Genomic DNA, 17,068 nt, shown 5'->3' with positions numbered 1-17,068 from the left:
ACCCAGATTCCCTATCTATTCCCATGAGGTTTGACTTTCTGTCATAAGGGAAGATGGGCAATCATAAAACAGCATGATTTCAGGTGGAGTGCGACCACGACGTATCGCTGCTCCACCTGATTCCGAAAAAAGGACGTTTAACAGTACTCTTCGGGACGCATCTCGATGTGTTGGCGGAACCAGTCGAGCATGACATTCCAGCGTTCAAGCATGAGTGATGGCTTCTCCGCTCCAACATGCCAGTGACCGGGAACACGCACGAATTCAACCGGGACGTTGCCCCTGAGTTTCAGTGCCATGTAGAACTCCTCTGACTGACTAATAGGGCAGCGCAAGTCGCTCTCAGGATGGTAGATGCGTGTGGGCGTGGTGACATTGCCAGCGTGGGTCACAGGCGAACGGTCGCGATAGTAATCCGCGCGCTCTTCATCCCAGGGATAGCCTTTGGACTGGAAGGCCATCCAGAAGCCAATATCTGAAGTTCCAATAAAGCTGGCGAGGTTCGAGACGCCTGCCATAGGAACCGCTGCTTTAAAACGCCCAGTCTGACCAATGATACGCATTGTCATATAGCCGCCATAACTATAGCCTGATACAACGAGGCGTTCTGGATCGGCTACGCCGCGTGCGATGCACTCGTCTACCCCACGCATGATGTCCTGATAGTCCCAGCCGCCCCAGTCGCCCTCAACCTGGCGCACAAAGGCCTCACCATAGGATGTGCTGCCATGTGGGTTGCAGTAGAAGACGGCGAAACCCTGGGCGGCGCAATACTGTAGGAAGGGGTCCATGCCCACGCCAAAGGCTGACTGCGGTCCACCATGAATGTGCAGGAAGAGTGGGTAGCGTGTCCCCTCTTGATAGCCGCTCGGGCGTAGGAGCCAGCCCTCGACCTGCTCACCGCCCGCACCCTCATAGACGATGCGCTCAGGCTCGGTGAGTGTGAAAGAGGCCAAAAGATCATCATAGGTGTGGGTCAGCCTGCGCTCCTTGTCAGGTTGCCCATCGCGCAGCGCGAGACTGTAGAGTTCCCATGGGTGTGTGGGCTGGCTCTTCGCGTAGAGCAGGCTCTGTTCACCGGGGAAGAGCTCAAAATAGTAGCATACCTGTTCTCCGATGGTAAGGGGGGTGTGGGTGTCCTGCTCAATATCGACGCGGTGCAGGTTAATGCGTCCATGCTCTGAGATGGAGAGATAGACGTGCTTCCCATCCTCACTCCAGCGTGGTTGATAGGGGACGGGAGCCCCCAGGCGCACACCAATCACCGGCGCGACATCATAATCCAGGTCGGCGAGCAATGTACGCGTCTCGCCACCAGAGCGCGCGATCAGGAGCGGGCGCACGATCCCGACCCCCTCCATGGACATGTCGCGCGCGCCCAGCACTAACGCCTGTGTACCATCAGGCGACCAGGACCAGCTAGATATCTGAAGCGTACCATCGGTCAGGCGGCGCATCTCTCCGCTTTCGATATCGATATTCCACAGGTCTGTGACCCAGGTGCGATCATAGTTCTCGTTGCGATTGGCGATCAGGCTGATTTCGCGGCTATCGGGCGTCCAGCGCAGGCCGAGATGGTCGTAGTCCCCAGTTGTTAGGCGCTTGATCTGTTGTGGATCTACTGTCTGATCGCTTGCTTCGCCGGGTTGGGGCGCTGGCATAAGAAAGGCATGGGTCCGTTTCTCTAGTGACCCGCGTCCATCAAGACGATACCAGACGCTAGTGATCGTCCGCAGGCGGTAGTGCTCCTCTTCCTCCTGGCGCTTCTTCGTTGCCTCGTCCAGCGTCTTGCTCCCTGTGAGCACATTGTCTTCATCTGAGGATTGCGCGCTTGAGCTCAAGGCAATCCAGCGCCCATCGGGCGACCAGGCAATATCGCTCACGCCGTGCGCGAGGTTGGTAAGTTTGCGTGCCTCTCCTCCATCGAGGTCCAGCAGCCAGATCTGGGTCTTGCCTCCTTCGCGGTCGGAGAGAAAGATCAGGCGTCCACCATCGGGCGACCAGACCGGGGTGTGGTTTTGTTTGCCACTCCGCGTCAGGCGCTTGGATTCTCCATCAGCCTGCCCCTGCTCATCCAGACGCAGAAGATACAGATTACTCAGGACCGTATCACTGGTCTTGTCTTTGTGTGAGAGGACATAAACGATCTGGCGACCATTGGGCGAGAGGGCTACACGCCCCATCTCGGGGAAGGTCCACAGGTCGTCATGGGTTAATGGATGCGGTGTGTCGTTCATCTTAAAAAGAGTCCTTTCTCAGCTATACTCTAGAGATGATGATCGTACTCTTCGGGACGAATATCGATATAGCGCTCGAACCACTCCAGGGTGGAGGCCCACATGGCGAGCGCCTGACTGGGTTTCGGCGTGCCACCATGCCAGGCACCGGGCATGCGCACCAGTTCGACCGGGATGTTGCCCATGAGCTTGAGCGCTGTATAGAACTCCTCAGACTGCCCGATGGGGCATCGCCGGTCGTTTTCGGGATGAATGAAGCGAGTGGGGGCCGTAACGCGAGCGGCTGCGTTGAGGGGTGAGCGCTCACGATAATAGTCTTGCCGCTCCTCATCCCAGGGATAGCCCTGAATCTCATATATCTGCCTGTAGCCAATATCTGAGGTTCCGATAAAGGTGGTAAGATTAGAGACGCCCGCGCATGGGACCGCCGCTTTGAAGCGCTCGGTATGTCCAATAGCATACATACTCATATAGCCACCATAACTGTAGCCTGTGATCGCGAGTCGTTCTGGATCAGCTACACCGCGCGCGATACAGGCATCCACGCCGCGCATAATGTCTTCGAAGTCTTTGCCACCCCAGTCACCCAGGACGCTACGCAGGAATGCCTCACCATGCCCAGTGCTGCCATGTGGGTTGCAGTAGAAAACAGCGAAGCCCCGACCTGCGAGATAGGCATCGAAGGGATCGAGCCCGTCGCCATAAGCCCAGTGGGGGCCTCCATGCACTTCGACAGCCAGGGGATAGCGTACGCCTTCGCGTGCTCCCAATGGATAGACTAGCCAGCCATCGATCTCATCGCCGTTCGCGCCCTCAAAGCTAAACTTTTCCTTCACAGGCCAATGATAGTCGCGTACGATGTTCTCGTAGAGCGAGGTCAGGCGTGTAGGCTCACCCGCGCCCTGTTCAGTGAGCGGCAGATGGTAGAGCTCGAAGGGACGGGTGGCATCCTCGCGTGTTAGGATCAGCCCACGTTCGCCGGACAGAAGGGCAAGGAAGGTGATGGCGCTTGCCTGCGACAATTGGGTCAGGGTGCGCCAGACAATGTCCAGGTGATAGAGATTGACGTGCCCGCGCTCAGCGGCGAGAAAGTAGACCTGCTGGCTATCGGTACTCCATTGGGGCCGGTAGGGGCCGGGTGTCCCAAAGTAGTTACCAACTAAGGGTGCGGTCGTCAGATCCAGGTCAGGGGTCAGGCAGAGAGGATGATCTCCAGAATTGCCCTGGCGTGTGATGAGATAGAGGCGAGCCAGGCTGTGCTCCAGTTTTTTGCGCTGTTCCCCAACCGCCAGAGCCGCTTGTCCATCAGGGGACCAGGAGTAGCAGGTAATCTCCAGATCGCCTTCGGTCAGACAGCGTTCCTCACCTGTCTCGATGTTAAGCACCCACAGATCCGTGGCGCAGTTGCCTGCGAATCGATCTTCGTGTCGATTGCTCAGGAAGCTAATCTCCAGGCTATCAGGCGTCCAGGCGGGCTGAGTGTGTTCATAGCGCCCACTCGTCAGGCGGCGTACAGAAGCATCCGGCGCGGGTTCAGTTCCGCTGGGAGCCGACAGAAGAAAGAGGTGGGAAAAGGTATCGAAGTAGCCTCGACCATCGCGGCGGTAATCAAGGTCGGTAGTGGTATGCAAGCGGTAGCGCTGTTGCTCCCTGCGCTTCTGGCGTGCCTCGTCATCCAGGCTTGCGCGCCCGGTGAGCAGTTCATCGTCGTTGCGCTCAGGATCGGCGTATGCTGCGAAGGTAATCCATCCGCCATCGGGCGACCAGGCCGCCTCCTGCACGCCATAGAGCATATTCGTAAGCTGGCAGGCCTCGCCGCCATCAGTATCGATAAGCCAGAGTTGAGGATACTCACCCTCGCGGTCGGAGAGGAAGAGCAGGCGACGATTATCGGGTGCCCAGACAGGCGCGGTCGCGCTTTTGGTGCTCAAAGTCAGGCTGCGTGGCCCGCCTTGCGCGTGACCGTATTCGTCGAGATGGAGAAGATGGAGCGTGCTGCGGTTGGTATCCTGTTCGCGCACAAAGCCCTGGAGTTCAAAGACGACGCGCCTGCCATCGGGGGAAACCGCGAGCGAAGTCAGGTCGCGTAGTGCCCAAATATCATCAAGCGTGAAGACGCGGGGAGTGCTCATAGGCCAGTCCTTTCTATACCAGGCGTGAGGGCAAAGGGGAGAGAAAGGGACGCTGATGTGAAAGAAGCGTTCCCGCCAGGGGCGTGCCGATGAATTATTCGCCACGCCTCCACATCGCGAGAACGCCTACGTATCTGTGTTGGATACTACCTGGAAGGCGTTACTTTACAGAGCCTTCGTAGATACCCATGATGGTGCCCAGGAACTTGAGCGCGTCTTCCTTCTTGCGCTGGAATGAGTTGCGGCCCATGATCGAGCCGAAGCCGCCGCCATCGCGGATGCCGCGCACTTCGTTGAAGACCTGTTCATCGCTAGCGGCTGCGCCACCGGAGAAGATCACGATGCGGCGACCATCGAACGAGCTCTGGATAACATGCTGTACGCGCTCGGCCAGCGTCTCGGTCGGGATCTCATACTTCTGGTAGACCTTCTGAGCCTCTGGCAACTCGATCTTCGCGCTAGGCAGTTTTACCTTGATGATGTCCGCGCCAAGCTGAGCCGCAATCTGCGCGGCGTAGGTCACGACATCGAGGGCCGTCTCACCCTCTTTGCTCAGGGCGCTACCGCGTGGGTAGGACCAGACCACAACGGCCAGGCCTGCGTCCTTTGCCTCGCGTGCCAGTTCTCGCAACTGCTCATACATGATGGTGCGCTCGGAAGATCCTGGATAGATCGTGAAGCCGATAGCGACACAACCCAGGCGCAGGGCATCCTCGACGCCAGCGGTGACCGCTGAAATCGGATCACGCTCGTCGTTGAGGATATCATGGTTGTTGCATTTGAGGATCAGCGGAATGTCGCCTGCGAACTCCGACGCGCCTGCCTCCAGGAAGCCCAGGGGGGCGGCATATGCATTACAACCGGCCTCAATTGCCAGTTGGAAATGATAACGGGGATCGTAACCAGCGGGATTGGGCGCGAAACTGCGCGCGGGTCCATGCTCGAAGCCCTGGTCTACGGGCAGAATAACCATTTTACCTGTGCCAGCAAGGCGCCCATGATTAAGCATACGGGCCAGATTTGTGCGTACACCAGGATTCTCGCTGGCATACCAGCTTAAAATTTCTCGAATACGGTCGTTCATGTTTACTATTTCCTTTTTCACTCGACGCTGAGATGAGAATGTATCCACATGCATTGCGCTGCCCCAGGAGGATCATCGTAGAACCGCCTCTTATGCTGGGTGAAGCATGATTGCTCATGCCAAGGGCTCCGCCGAGAAGATCGACCGGGCAGAGTAGAACAGTGTATATGGTTTATGTTTATGCTACCACATCTCACGCCCCCAATGCGCGCTCAGGTGTCGCTAGGCGTGGCCCTTTTGCGCCTGTGACAAGGTGCTATGGGCTGGTATCACATACACATTGTACAGCAACTTACGCGTTGCTGAAAGGGTAATAATTCTATAATGTTTGGGCCCATATGTGGATATATTTGCCGGTGCCTGTTTTTAGGTAGGCAATAAGAATTGTTACTCATACCAGCATTGAGTCGTCTCTATAGCTGACTAAAGGGATGAGCTCGCGTTGCATCCTGGTAGAAAACAAGGCAAGAAGAAATACTGTGACGCATGTCCTATGCCCCTATGACATTTGGGTGGATACTTCAACCGCAAGGAGTATCCATACGTTATCTTATGTACAGGAACAATGGGACTATTTACGCCAAATTAGCAGGCGTGTACCGTTTTTTAGGATGGAGCCCAGGGAGAAGTAGAAACCCAGGTTTGCCTATCTGCTATTTGGAGCATGTTAGAAGGAGTTTGTTATGGGTGGTTTTGAGCCTCTTTTGCAGGCAGTGAAGCAACAGCAGCAGGCGATGGCAGAATTGGAAGAGCAGAATCGCGAACTCAAGCGCCAACTCGCTGAATTGCGAGAAGGGCGTGGTATGTATCTCGATATCAATGGGCAGCGTTTCGCGCTCAATGTCGACGAGTTGCTTGCCGCTTCAAGCGATTCGTCGCCAATGCCAGTAGTAGCCATTGAGCCGCTTGTTGATGTGCCCGCAACCCCTCTGGCCGAGTATCAGCCGGTCCCCGAAATGGAGAAGGCTGAGAAAGAGACGAAGGGTGAAGAGGAGAAGGTGGCACAGTCAGTCGATCCACAGAAGACGCCTTTCCTCGAAGAGATTATGCTGAAGGAGTTTGAGGCCCAAACAACCAGCCCGTTATCGGTCTGGAATGGGCCAACCAAAGAGAAGGCGCAAGAGCCTATCGATGAAGAGCAGAAGGCGACACTTCGCCGTGAGCTCTCCGGTAGCTATATCCTGGAGTAGGTCGTAGCAACATGTGATCTACCTGTGTTAAGAGGATCATGGACCGCATCTAGATCTCTCCACGCACAGTCACTGCATACGAAGAAGAGAGGTGGGGTGAGTCGCTTGACTCACCCCACCTCTCTTCTTCATTATTGCCGCAGTGTTGGCTGAGACTTGGTGCCTGCATATGTGTCGCTATAAGAGCTCAGGGGAGGGTGAAGGTCACCTGCGCGCTATCGAAGCCGCTATTGGCCCCTGGTTCGAGGCTCAGAGTCAGGCTGGTCTGGTTCTGGGGCACCTGGAATGTGATGGTACCCTGTGTGCTTTTCCCCTTCTCGAAGGAAACTGGGAGTGTGCTCTGGCTGGGAGTAGCAGTTGTTCCTCCGGCCTTGAGGCGTGCGTAGTCGAAGGGAGAGCCGGGGATAGCGGTCTGTTCCAGGGTACTAGCCACTGTGAGATTGACGACCACAAAGCGCATTCCCTTCTCGGCCTGCTTTCCATCGATGCACCATTGGGTATTCGCGCTGTCCAGGGTCCAGTTCAAGCCATAGAAGGATGTCTTAGACTCAAGGGGTTTCCCAATCTTGGTGCTGTGTGGCTGATACTCGCTCAGGTCAGCCCGTGTGCTCAATGGAAGATCCATCTGAGCATCTTTTGGGCCTCCCAGGCGGAGAGCAAGCTTGTCGAGGTTGGTGTTACTGGCGACGGCGAAGTCCACGTAGTCACTATGGCTCTTCCCTGCTGCCAGACCGGCATTCCCATTGACGTATGTGGGCGTAACGATTTTTCCGCCTGGGAGGACCAGCCGCGTGATCTCACTATAAACCATGTTCGTTGGGACGGAGGTCTTATTTTCGGCCTGAAGGTGGATACGTAACATGCCATCGCTGCTAGAGTGTGGATCATCTGTGAAGCTTGTGGCCTGTTCAAGTTGCGTGATAGTGACGTCAATACCAGCATACTTGACCGTGGTGTTGAGCGTCCGCGAGGTAATCTGGGGCTGTGTGGCATTACCCGACAGCAGAGCGTATGCGATATAGCCGCCAGAGCTCAGGAAGGCGAGTACTAACACGATGATGAGGAAGATCTTGCCTAAGCCTCCTCGCGCGCGCCGTGAGGGTGGAGGAGGGGTCGCGGGCTGGACTGGTTGATAGCCAGGCATCCCGCCTTGTGGGGGATGTGCAGGCGCGAAGCCGGGTTCACTGGTGGGGCGAGGGGAGGCAGGTGGGGTCATGGGTGAGAATGGCGCGACCGGGAGTGGCGTGGCCCGATCTTGCGTCTGGACATTCGAGTCGAGCGCGCTCTGACGTGCAAGGAGATCTTCGCCACAGCGGGGACAGTAGCGGCTCGCCGTCGAGGTTCCGGCTCCACAGTTGGGACAGTAGAGGGGTTGCACGTGTTTTCTCCTTAGTCTTATCCGAAAACCAACGCCGCTGCCGTGTCCCCATATGGGGGTCAGCACTAGCCGCGACCCCCATATGGGGACACGGCGCATTCAGGTTTCCGAATAAGGAGTAGTTGTTGTATCGCACGTTTCCTGGTTGCCCCGCCTCTCGATCTCAGGAATTATCCTTTGCGCGCTCCCCCCTCAACACCAGGAGCGGTCTGCTCAGCATTCTGTCCTCTAGTGTACCATATTCCTGCTAAAATGCTGTGAACTGGTCGACAATTCCAGAGTGGTGTGTGGTGTCTGCTCTTCAAAGAAGGGAAGATGAGCTCAAGGTGAGCAGGTGATTTATGGAGGGCTCATGCATGTACGCGGAGGCGGAATCATGATATAATGGGCGGGATTTTGAAATAATATTCTATAGTGTCATGAGAAGATAGAGGTCATCTTCGAAAACCAACGTCGCTGACGTGCTTAGGTTTTCGCAAAGAGATCGTGGGGTTGCAGCGCTTATGCCAGATTTTAAAGTGGAGTCACCCTTTGAGCCTACAGGCGATCAGCCAACAGCGGTTGCGCAACTTGTAGAAGGTATTCGGAATAACTATCGTTACCAGACCTTGCTAGGTGTAACTGGTAGTGGCAAGACATATACCGTCGCCAAGGTTGTTGAGCAGGTGCAGAAACCAACCCTGGTCCTTGCCCCCAATAAAACACTGGCGGCCCAGCTCTATAGTGAATATAAAGAATTCTTCCCTAATAATGCCGTTGAGTATTTTGTTTCCTATTATGACTACTACCAGCCAGAGGCGTATATCGCGCGTACCGATACCTATGTTGAGAAAGAGAGTATGCTCAACGAGGAGATTGAGAAACTGCGTCTCTCGGCTACGCGTAGCCTCTTTGAGCGCAAGGATGTTTTGATTGTCGCTTCAGTCTCCTGTATCTATGGTCTGGGCAGTCCCGAGGAGTATGGCGAGGTTGTCCTGACGCTGAAGGCAGGTGAGGAGCGGCGCCGTGATAAAATTCTGCGCCACCTGATCTCGATCCAGTATGAGCGTAACGATGCCAACTTTATACGTGGACGCTTCAGGGTGCGCGGAGACGTGCTTGAGATCTTCCCGGCGTATGAGGATGTCGCGGTACGCATCGAGTTCTTTGGCGACGAGATTGAGCGCATGACCGAGATTGATCCTCTGACGGGTGAGGTCCTGGGACGGCGTCAGCGCCTCGACATCTACCCCGCCAAGCACTGGGTTACGACGCAAGAGCGTATGAATGAGGCGATCAAGGCTATCGAAGGGGAGCTAGAGCAGCGCCTGGATGAGTTGGAGACAGAGGGAAAGTTGTTGGAGCATGCGCGCTTGAAGCAGCGCACAAACTTCGACCTGGAGATGTTACGCGAAACAGGTATCTGCTCGGGTGTTGAGAACTACTCACGCCACCTCGCGGGTCGGGGGGCGGGTGAGCAGCCCTGGACACTGCTCGATTATATGCCCGAAGATTTCCTGCTGGTTGTAGATGAGTCGCATATCGCGCTGCCGCAGGTGCGCGGCATGTTCGCGGGTGACCGCTCGCGTAAACAGGTCCTGGTAGATTATGGCTTCCGCCTGCCCTCCGCCCTGGATAATCGTCCACTCACCTTCCCCGAATTTGAGCGGGAGTTGAGTCAGGCCCTCTTTGTCTCGGCAACGCCGGGTCCCTTTGAACAAGAACATAGTCAGGCCATTGTGGAGCAGATTATTCGCCCAACCGGTTTGATTGACCCGGAGATCAGCGTTCGTCCGACGCGTGGACAGATTGATGATCTATTGGCTGAGGTGCGCGTACGCGTTGAGAAGGGGCAGCGTGTGCTGGTAACCACGCTCACCAAGAAGATGTCCGAGGATCTAGCCGATTATATGCAGGAATTGAATATCAAGGTTCACTACTTGCACTCGGAGATCGACACCATTGAGCGTATTGAGATTCTGCGCGATCTGCGCCTGGGTATATATGATGTGGTGGTTGGTATCAACCTGCTGCGTGAGGGCCTGGACCTGCCGGAAGTCTCCCTGGTCGCCATTCTGGACGCTGATAAAGAAGGCTTCCTGCGCTCGGAAGGCTCGCTTATCCAGACTATAGGGCGTGCGGCTCGCCACGTTGAGGGGCAGGTCATCATGTATGCTGATAACGTCACGCGCTCAATGCGTAATGCCATCGACGAGACGAATCGCCGTCGTGAGATCCAGACGCAGTATAATGAACGGCATCATATCACCCCGCGCGGCATCAAGAAAGAGGTCAAGACGCTTTCGGAGCGCCTGAAGGCCATGTCTGGTACCGCAGAGGAGGCCGCCAGTAGCGATGGTAAGAAGGTTGCCACAACAGCAGGTATCCCCAAGAACGAGGCGCTGCGCCTGATTAAGGACCTGGAATCCCAGATGCGTACCGCTGCCAAGCAACTCGAATTTGAGAAAGCAGCCCAGTTGCGTGATCAGGTTATCGAGGTCCGCCGTGCCATGCTCGACTAAGGAGTAAGAAGAAAGATACAAGAGAAGGCGTTCGCGAGCCCGCGAACGCCTTCTCTTGTATCTTTCCACTGTGATGCCCCTTGCCACAGGCTCTAATCTGTCATATCCTATATGCCGTTAGCATTTTGATTTCCCCACGAAAGGACACATATTTAGCATGCCACATCATGATGCTCACCATGCGGAGCATGAACATAGAGAAGAACATCAACCCACACAGCAGGAGTATCTGAGTGGGCCGCGCATCCTACCCAATCGGGTGCGCCCCGGTATGACAGTCACCGAGTTGCTGGATGAGCAGTTCCAGGCGTACAATTCCGCGCGCCTGCATGAAGCCGCGCGTCTCTTCACCGAGAAGATGCTTGATCCCGAACAGAACACGACCATTGGTCTGACCATGGCGGGAGCGCTGACGCCTGCTGGCCTGGGTGGCTGCCTCATCACCTTGATGGAGTATGGTTTTATCGACTTCATTGTTAGCACGGGCGCGAACCTGTATCATGACATGCACCACGCCCTGGCCCTCTCCATGCACCGGGGTGATTTCCGCCTTGATGACACGAAGTTGCAGGAAGAGCATGTGGTGCGTATTTACGATATCCTCTTCGAGGATAAGGTGCTGCTTGATACGGATGCCTTTGTGCGCGAGGCCCTTAAGACCCTCCCCAATCGCCCCATCTCGACTTCGGAGCTTCACTATCACCTGGGACAGCAGTTGCTCAGGGCTGGTGTTAACCCGGAATACTCGGTGCTGGCTCAGGCGGCAGCCTGGAATGTGCCGATCTACACCTCTTCTCCTGGCGATTCCTCGATTGGCATGAATGTCGCACGCCACGCGCTAGAGGGTAGCCAGTTGACCCTGGACCCGCTCGCGGACGTCAATGAGACCACAGCTATTGTGCATCACGCGGAGCATAACGGCGTCATCATCCTGGGCGGAGGAAGCCCGAAGAACTTCTACTTACAGACGCAGCCGCAACTCTGGGAAGTCCTGGGTATCGAAAAGGGTGGTCATGACTACTTCATTCAGATTACTGCGGACGCGCCACACTGGGGTGGACTCTCAGGCGCAACCCCTTCTGAAGCCGTCTCCTGGGGAAAGATCAAGCCGGACCAATTGCATGATACCGCCGTCGTGTATGGTGATTCTACCATCGCTCTACCCCTCTTGACCGCCTACGCGGTCAGCAAGGCGCAGGCGCGCCCCCGCCGTGAGCTATACGCGAAACGCGATGCGATGCTGAAGGAGCTCAAAGACGCATTTGAGACGCAGAAGCCGGTTCGACCTTAGATTACATTCTATCTAATCGCAAGTCAGGTTCCCATTAGATTGAGGTCCATCTCGCATTTAGGTTGAGAGAGCAACCGAGTGAGAGATGGACCTCGATTTGCGTTTAGATGGACCTTTGCTGGTGTTTAGGTGGAAGTCCGCTGGTGTTTAGGTGGAAGTCCGCTTGAAATTAGATACAATTTGGCCTCTGATTCTTTGCATTTTCTTGACAACCTAATATATAATATCAATCGTGTGTTCTTTCCAAAGAACCATTGCTACATCCGAATTATCGGCAGCGTGGCTCCTGAAAGTGGAGGGAGAACGCCACATCAAAACACCTGGAGGACGTTAACAAATGCTTGTACACCTGATGCTGGAACTCTACAATTGCGCTCCCGAGAGCCTCAGCAGTGAGCCCGTGCTGCGTCGTGTTCTCGACGAGTACCCTGATCGTGTTGGTATGGAGAAAGTTAGCCCAGTTCATCTTTACGATATTGACACATCCAACCCACTAGATGCCGGTATGTCTGGTTTCGTGGTTATCGCGCAGAGCCATATCAGCCTGCACGCGTGGCCTGAGTATGGTGAAGTAGATATCGACATCTGCTCCTGCAAAGAGTTCAGTCAGGAAGATGCGATTGCCTTCGCCAAGGAAGTTTTCAAGACCGATGATGTAGAGGCTCACTTCATTGTGCGCGCGACTCGCTCCCTGCGCCCCGACGAGCCAGATCCTGCCCGTCTGCAAGCTGCGATGGAACTGCGCCGCGCTCGTAAAGGCCACGCCGTCGCGGAGGTGGGCTAAGGGCAAGAAGAGTAAGGCAAAGAGTATTCGCGCCAACGCGCCTCTTTGCTTAGACTTCTACTGATAGTAGAGAGTAAGGTGCAGTTACATCGCAGTCTCAGCGTTCTTACTCTCTACTTTATTTATGGAATCTTCTTGAAGAGCTTATACAAATTTCTCCTAGTGTATCTCTACTAATTCAACCCGCTTCTCACCCCCTCTTGACAACCCCTCGCTTGCTGCATAACATGTGTTGAAAAACGCAGTCACCAACGCCACCTTCTGGATGGCTAGCGCTGACGCACTCAGGTGGCTGCAAGGCATGTGTTTGGAAGACAGTCACCAACGCCGCCTGTGCGGCGGCTAGCGCTGATGCACTCAGGTGGCTGCAAGGCATGTGTTTGATAGGCATGTGTTGAAAAACGACAGAAAGAGTCTCTCTTGATGGATTCCACACCCATTACACAATTTGGCGCACCCGACGCCCCCCATTGTGATCCTGAGACGGCACGGGTTGGTATCATTCCCGCACCGCTGGAATATAGCGTCTGTTATATGGAGGGGACGCACAACGGTCCCCAGGCGATTCTGGATGCTTCAAGCCAGATGGAGTTGTATGACGAGGAGCTTGATACCTGCCCTATTGAGGTTGGTGTATACACACACACGGCGGTCGATTACACCGGCATGGATCATGCTGCCGCACTTCAGGCGACAGGCGCTGCTGTACGTAAGACCCTGGCCCAGGGGCAATTTCCCTTTATCCTGGGAGGCGAGCATTCGCTCTCTGCTCCCTGTATTGCCGCCGTGCATGAGAAGTATCCTGATCTAACGGTGGTGCATATTGACGCGCATGGCGACCTGCGTGATACGTACGAGGGAACGCCACTCTCGCACGCGAGTATTGAGCGTCGCGTCGTGGATATGGGTATCCCTGTGCTGGAAATTGGTATTCGTAGCTTTAGCCCGGAGGAGGCTGAGTTCCTGAAGAAGGAGCAGCCGAATGTAGCTGTTGTCTGGGCGTACCAGATGGCGAAGGGCCTGGCGCGCATCCCCTGGGAGCGCCTGAGTAAGCATACCTATATTACAGTTGACCTGGACGCTATTGATCCGAGCGAGATGCCTGCGGTGGGCACTCCTGAGCCGGGGGGACTCTCCTGGTATCAGGTGCTTGACCTGATTCGCGAGATTTGTCAGCGGAGCGAGGTGGTTGGGATGGATGTTGTCGAGCTATGCCCGATGGAAGGGCAGACGCGTGCTGACTTTCTGGCTGCCAAGCTGGTGTACAAGATGCTAGGGTATCGCTTCTGCTCTAAGGGGTAGGAAGAGAAGCGATGTGGCACTATATGGACTAGAGTATATACCATACCTAAGGTGATGAGGTTCCATATAGTGCCTCTTTTAAAGTAATATGGTTTATATATGAGTCGGAGGGAAGGGGCCCGCAGCGGAAGCGGCGCGGCTACACATGTATTGTGGTTGCCTGGTTCCATTAGGGCCATCCTTTTCGTATAAGTGTTGATGTGGCTTTTCTATTTTTGCTAGGATGGAAGATGGCAAATCCGAATTCTCAGGATGGTTGGCTGATGCGTATTGTCAATGCCGCACAAGAGAACCATTTTGGTCTTCGGGGCTTAATCAGAGGGATTGAGCGTGCTTTACGGTATTTTGCCGAAGCGGCATATTAAATAGCTATAATTGAATGACCGCATATGCATGGATGCCAAATAGATATGTAGTAAATGAATACAGGGAGAAAAAACATGGGTCAGCCTGCCCCATATATGACGAAGACACGTCGCATATTTCTCGCCCTCTGTGGGTGCCTGTTGCTTGCTTTGTTTGCTTCCAGCCTGACAGCTTGTGACTCGGGCACGCCAAACCAGAAGTCAGTAAAGACGATCAATACCAAGAATGATAAACCGCCGGTGACGTATAGCGGAGATGGAAAAGATGTGGTGATACGGACGCTATACGGTGGGGGGCTCAAGGGATCGCTCTCGTTCGCTCCCGAGGTTAGCATCTATGGTGATGGAACCTATATTTTGGGGAGTGAGCGTAAGGGAAAGCTCTCCTCCGACGCCCTAGAAAAGCTTCTTGACTCCCTGGTGAACACATATGACCTGCCAGATTTTGGTGAGCGGCAGTTTGTCGATATTCAGGATATGAACGCGACGTACCTGCAATTGGCGCTGAACAACAAGAGCATGGAGTATGCTTACGGTTCCTATGGACACTATCAGCCGAAGTCCTCTAGTCTGGACGAGTATGGACGGCTGGGTAAGGCCTTGACTGCTATTAATGACGCGGTGAACGCGACGAGCAACAATCCGTATGGGGCCTCAGCCTATGCACTTCTGGCACGCCGAACTTTTAGCGCCAACGCGAACGATACCTATCCTCTCTGGCCTTTGAGCGATTTTACGCTAGAGCAGGCCGCAACATATGAATGTGGCAAGATTCCCGAGAATGAGAACACGCCTAACCTGGAAACTCCTTGCCTCAAGTTCACGATCCCAGAGCATGCCATTCGCCTGAAAGATGAGCAATACCAGAGTATTAAGGCAATCCTGAGCAGCGGTCAGGGCATCATGGGTGAGGGTGGCTTGTATTATAATGTCACCTTGCGTCCCCTGCTCCCCGACGAGATCAGTAGCGGAAAGCTCTCTATGCTGGGAAGCCAGCAGAGTAGCTATATGGCAATCCCCTTGCGAGAAGGCGGACCCGAGTAAGAATGCTTTATTGTTAAGGTACTTTTTGAGAGCGCTTACTGTTGAGGTGGGCGCTCAATTTGTGCCTGACGAATTGTGAGAGATTGGGGAATCGGGTATAACGTCACCGCTCCCGAAGAGGTTTGAGAGGCCACTGGTGGTTATGCTACCTGACGATGAGCCTCCGCTTCCCCTCTGGAAGGGGGGATGAGGTGAGAGAGAATGGAAGAGGGTTTATCTGGTTCATTGTTCACAGGTGAATTGTGAGAGGTTTCGGATGATGTTTGATCCGCTGTGGTATTGAGTGGCGGATTGTGAGAGATTGGGGAATCGGCTTGATCTGGTAAGTGGGTTGGATTGTGAGTGACAATTTCTGGTGAGGCGGACAGTAAGGGTAACCGGGTATGCTCGTTGTGAGCGATAGCGGAAATGGGCTTATCTGGCGTGGGATGAGAGGTAGAAGAAATGGCCTGGGTCTTCTTGTGAGAGGTAGCTGAAGGCGGTGGGCTGTGAGTGATCGCTGGTGGAAGATTGTGAGGGATGGTGAAAGCGGGCTCCTCATCGGGAGGGATGGCGCTGAGTGAGAAGCGAGGGATGAGGGAGGTGTGCGCAAGCAGGGCTGGTAGTAGTTTATGGATGAAGGGATGGATTATATAGTGTCCTCGTTCGCTAGTGGTGAGCAGATTAGCGGAGACCATTTTGGAGAGAATTTGACGCACGCAATCATAGTCCAGGTTGAGGGTCGCGGCAATCTGACGCGGTGTGAGGTCGCGCTGACTGCTTTGGAGCAGGTCAAGGATAGTGATGCGCTCGGGAGAGAGAACCTTGCGGGCATTGAGGATGCAGAGACTTGTTTCCTCCGCGAGAGTCACGATGCGGAAGTAGTTGGCTTCGGGAGGGCAGTGCAGCAGCAGCGTCGAGGGCTGGTGCTTACGAGTGAGGCTTTCGAGTTGATAGTAGCTGGCGATGGGCAGGCGGGTGAGGTGCAACTGGTGATCAACATGGGTCGCCAGAGGGGAAGAACGTTTGCAGGTGTGCAAGAGGAGAATGCTAGTCTGAGTCTGTTCTGCGATCTGGCGCAGGAGGTCGAGCAATTCATGGTCAGTTCCTTCAAAGAGCTTGCGCACGCATGCCAGATTGTCAATGACCAACAGGCGGACATCGGGGGAAGCGAGATTGGCACACAGGTTGAGTAATCCCCCTTCGAGGGTGAGAGGTTCCAGGGTATTGGTCAGGTAGAAATGACGCAGGTCCAGATTTTCAGTTGGTGCGAAGAGGCGGTCAGTAAGTTGTTGGATAGTGTCCGTTGAGCTATCGAGGGCGAGGTAGTGAACGCGCCCGCGCATGGTGGCATAGGGCTGTTCGCTGTCAGGGATAGTGGGGACATGTGAGTTGAGGGCGGGGATGCCCCGAAAGACATCGTACGCCAGATGCAGGGCGAGGGAGGTTTTGCCCTGGCGACTCGCGCCGGAGAGCAAGGTGAGACCGATAGGAAGCAGATTGGAGATGGAGAAGGGGACCGGGTTGCGGTTAGGTGAGCGGAAATGAGAGATGGAAGTGTGGAAGGGAAGTGGTGAGCGAGAGAAGATTTCATCAAGAGAGAGTGCCATATCATCCTCCTCAACGTAGATCAAGACCACAATAGCGAGCGTCGAAACGATCAGAGAAGTAGATCAAACACTATACATGTGAAATGGCATAAGGTATATGTGTAAAGTATAAATGATATCGATGTAATTTGTCAAGTATTTGAGGTTATATAGAACAAATCATGAATAGAG

Annotated in this window: 12 protein-coding genes; 7 read left to right on the top strand and 5 right to left on the bottom strand. The window is 54.7% G+C overall.

Going from position 1 to position 17,068, the window contains the following annotated elements; translation table 11 throughout:
* Positions 1-137: 137 nt before the first annotated feature.
* From K3T82_RS39990 to K3T82_RS39980, 3 genes are all read right to left on the bottom strand, one after another.
* Positions 138-2,237 (bottom strand): S9 family peptidase, encoded by a 2,100-nt coding sequence (locus K3T82_RS39990; protein WP_220199082.1) that lies wholly within the window; start codon positions 2,235-2,237, stop codon positions 138-140.
* A 29-nt stretch (positions 2,238-2,266) separates the two neighbouring features.
* Positions 2,267-4,369, bottom strand: coding sequence for a S9 family peptidase (locus K3T82_RS39985; protein ID WP_220199081.1), 2,103 nt, complete (start codon positions 4,367-4,369; stop codon positions 2,267-2,269).
* A gap of 160 nt (positions 4,370-4,529) precedes the next feature.
* Complete coding sequence (locus K3T82_RS39980; protein WP_220199080.1) at positions 4,530-5,453, bottom strand: class I fructose-bisphosphate aldolase; 924 nt, start codon at positions 5,451-5,453, stop codon at positions 4,530-4,532.
* Positions 5,454-6,136: 683 nt separating this feature from the next.
* Here K3T82_RS39980 and K3T82_RS39975 point away from each other — a divergent pair.
* Positions 6,137-6,643, top strand: a complete 507-nt coding sequence (locus K3T82_RS39975; RefSeq protein WP_220199079.1) for a hypothetical protein — start codon at positions 6,137-6,139, stop codon at positions 6,641-6,643.
* A gap of 187 nt (positions 6,644-6,830) precedes the next feature.
* Here the strand turns inward: K3T82_RS39975 and K3T82_RS39970 are convergent, their stop codons facing one another.
* Positions 6,831-8,021 carry a zinc ribbon domain-containing protein gene (locus tag K3T82_RS39970; RefSeq protein ID WP_220199078.1) on the bottom strand — a complete coding sequence of 397 codons (1,191 nt, stop codon included), beginning with the start codon at positions 8,019-8,021 and terminating at the stop codon, positions 6,831-6,833.
* A gap of 503 nt (positions 8,022-8,524) precedes the next feature.
* On the opposite strand from K3T82_RS39970, the gene uvrB reads away from it, so the two are divergent.
* The 6 genes from uvrB to K3T82_RS39945 all read left to right on the top strand — a co-directional run bounded on the left by uvrB (position 8,525) and on the right by K3T82_RS39945 (position 15,308).
* Positions 8,525-10,522 carry an excinuclease ABC subunit UvrB gene (gene uvrB, locus K3T82_RS39965; RefSeq protein ID WP_220199077.1) on the top strand — a complete coding sequence of 666 codons (1,998 nt, stop codon included), beginning with the start codon at positions 8,525-8,527 and terminating at the stop codon, positions 10,520-10,522.
* 157 nt (positions 10,523-10,679) lie between these two features.
* Positions 10,680-11,813 (top strand): homospermidine biosynthesis protein, encoded by a 1,134-nt coding sequence (locus K3T82_RS39960; RefSeq protein ID WP_220199076.1) that lies wholly within the window; start codon positions 10,680-10,682, stop codon positions 11,811-11,813.
* 337 nt (positions 11,814-12,150) lie between these two features.
* Positions 12,151-12,597, top strand: coding sequence for an S-adenosylmethionine decarboxylase family protein (locus K3T82_RS39955; RefSeq protein ID WP_220199075.1), 447 nt, complete (start codon positions 12,151-12,153; stop codon positions 12,595-12,597).
* A gap of 423 nt (positions 12,598-13,020) precedes the next feature.
* On the top strand, positions 13,021-13,899 hold the full coding sequence (gene speB / locus K3T82_RS39950) for an agmatinase (protein WP_220199074.1): 879 nt from the start codon (positions 13,021-13,023) through the stop codon (positions 13,897-13,899).
* Positions 13,900-14,129: 230 nt separating this feature from the next.
* On the top strand, positions 14,130-14,264 hold the full coding sequence (locus tag K3T82_RS49455; RefSeq protein WP_268886728.1) for a hypothetical protein: 135 nt from the start codon (positions 14,130-14,132) through the stop codon (positions 14,262-14,264).
* A gap of 75 nt (positions 14,265-14,339) precedes the next feature.
* Complete coding sequence (locus K3T82_RS39945; protein WP_220199073.1) at positions 14,340-15,308, top strand: hypothetical protein; 969 nt, start codon at positions 14,340-14,342, stop codon at positions 15,306-15,308.
* A gap of 140 nt (positions 15,309-15,448) precedes the next feature.
* On the opposite strand, the gene K3T82_RS39940 is transcribed toward K3T82_RS39945, so the two are convergent.
* Positions 15,449-16,897, bottom strand: a complete 1,449-nt coding sequence (locus tag K3T82_RS39940; RefSeq protein WP_220199072.1) for an AAA family ATPase — start codon at positions 16,895-16,897, stop codon at positions 15,449-15,451.
* Positions 16,898-17,068 lie beyond the last annotated feature (171 nt).

The sequence above is a fragment of the Ktedonospora formicarum genome, from assembly GCF_016587355.1.
Lineage (GTDB): Bacteria > Chloroflexota > Ktedonobacteria > Ktedonobacterales > Ktedonobacteraceae > Ktedonobacter > Ktedonobacter formicarum.
This window is presented reverse-complemented; position numbering and strand designations above follow the sequence as displayed.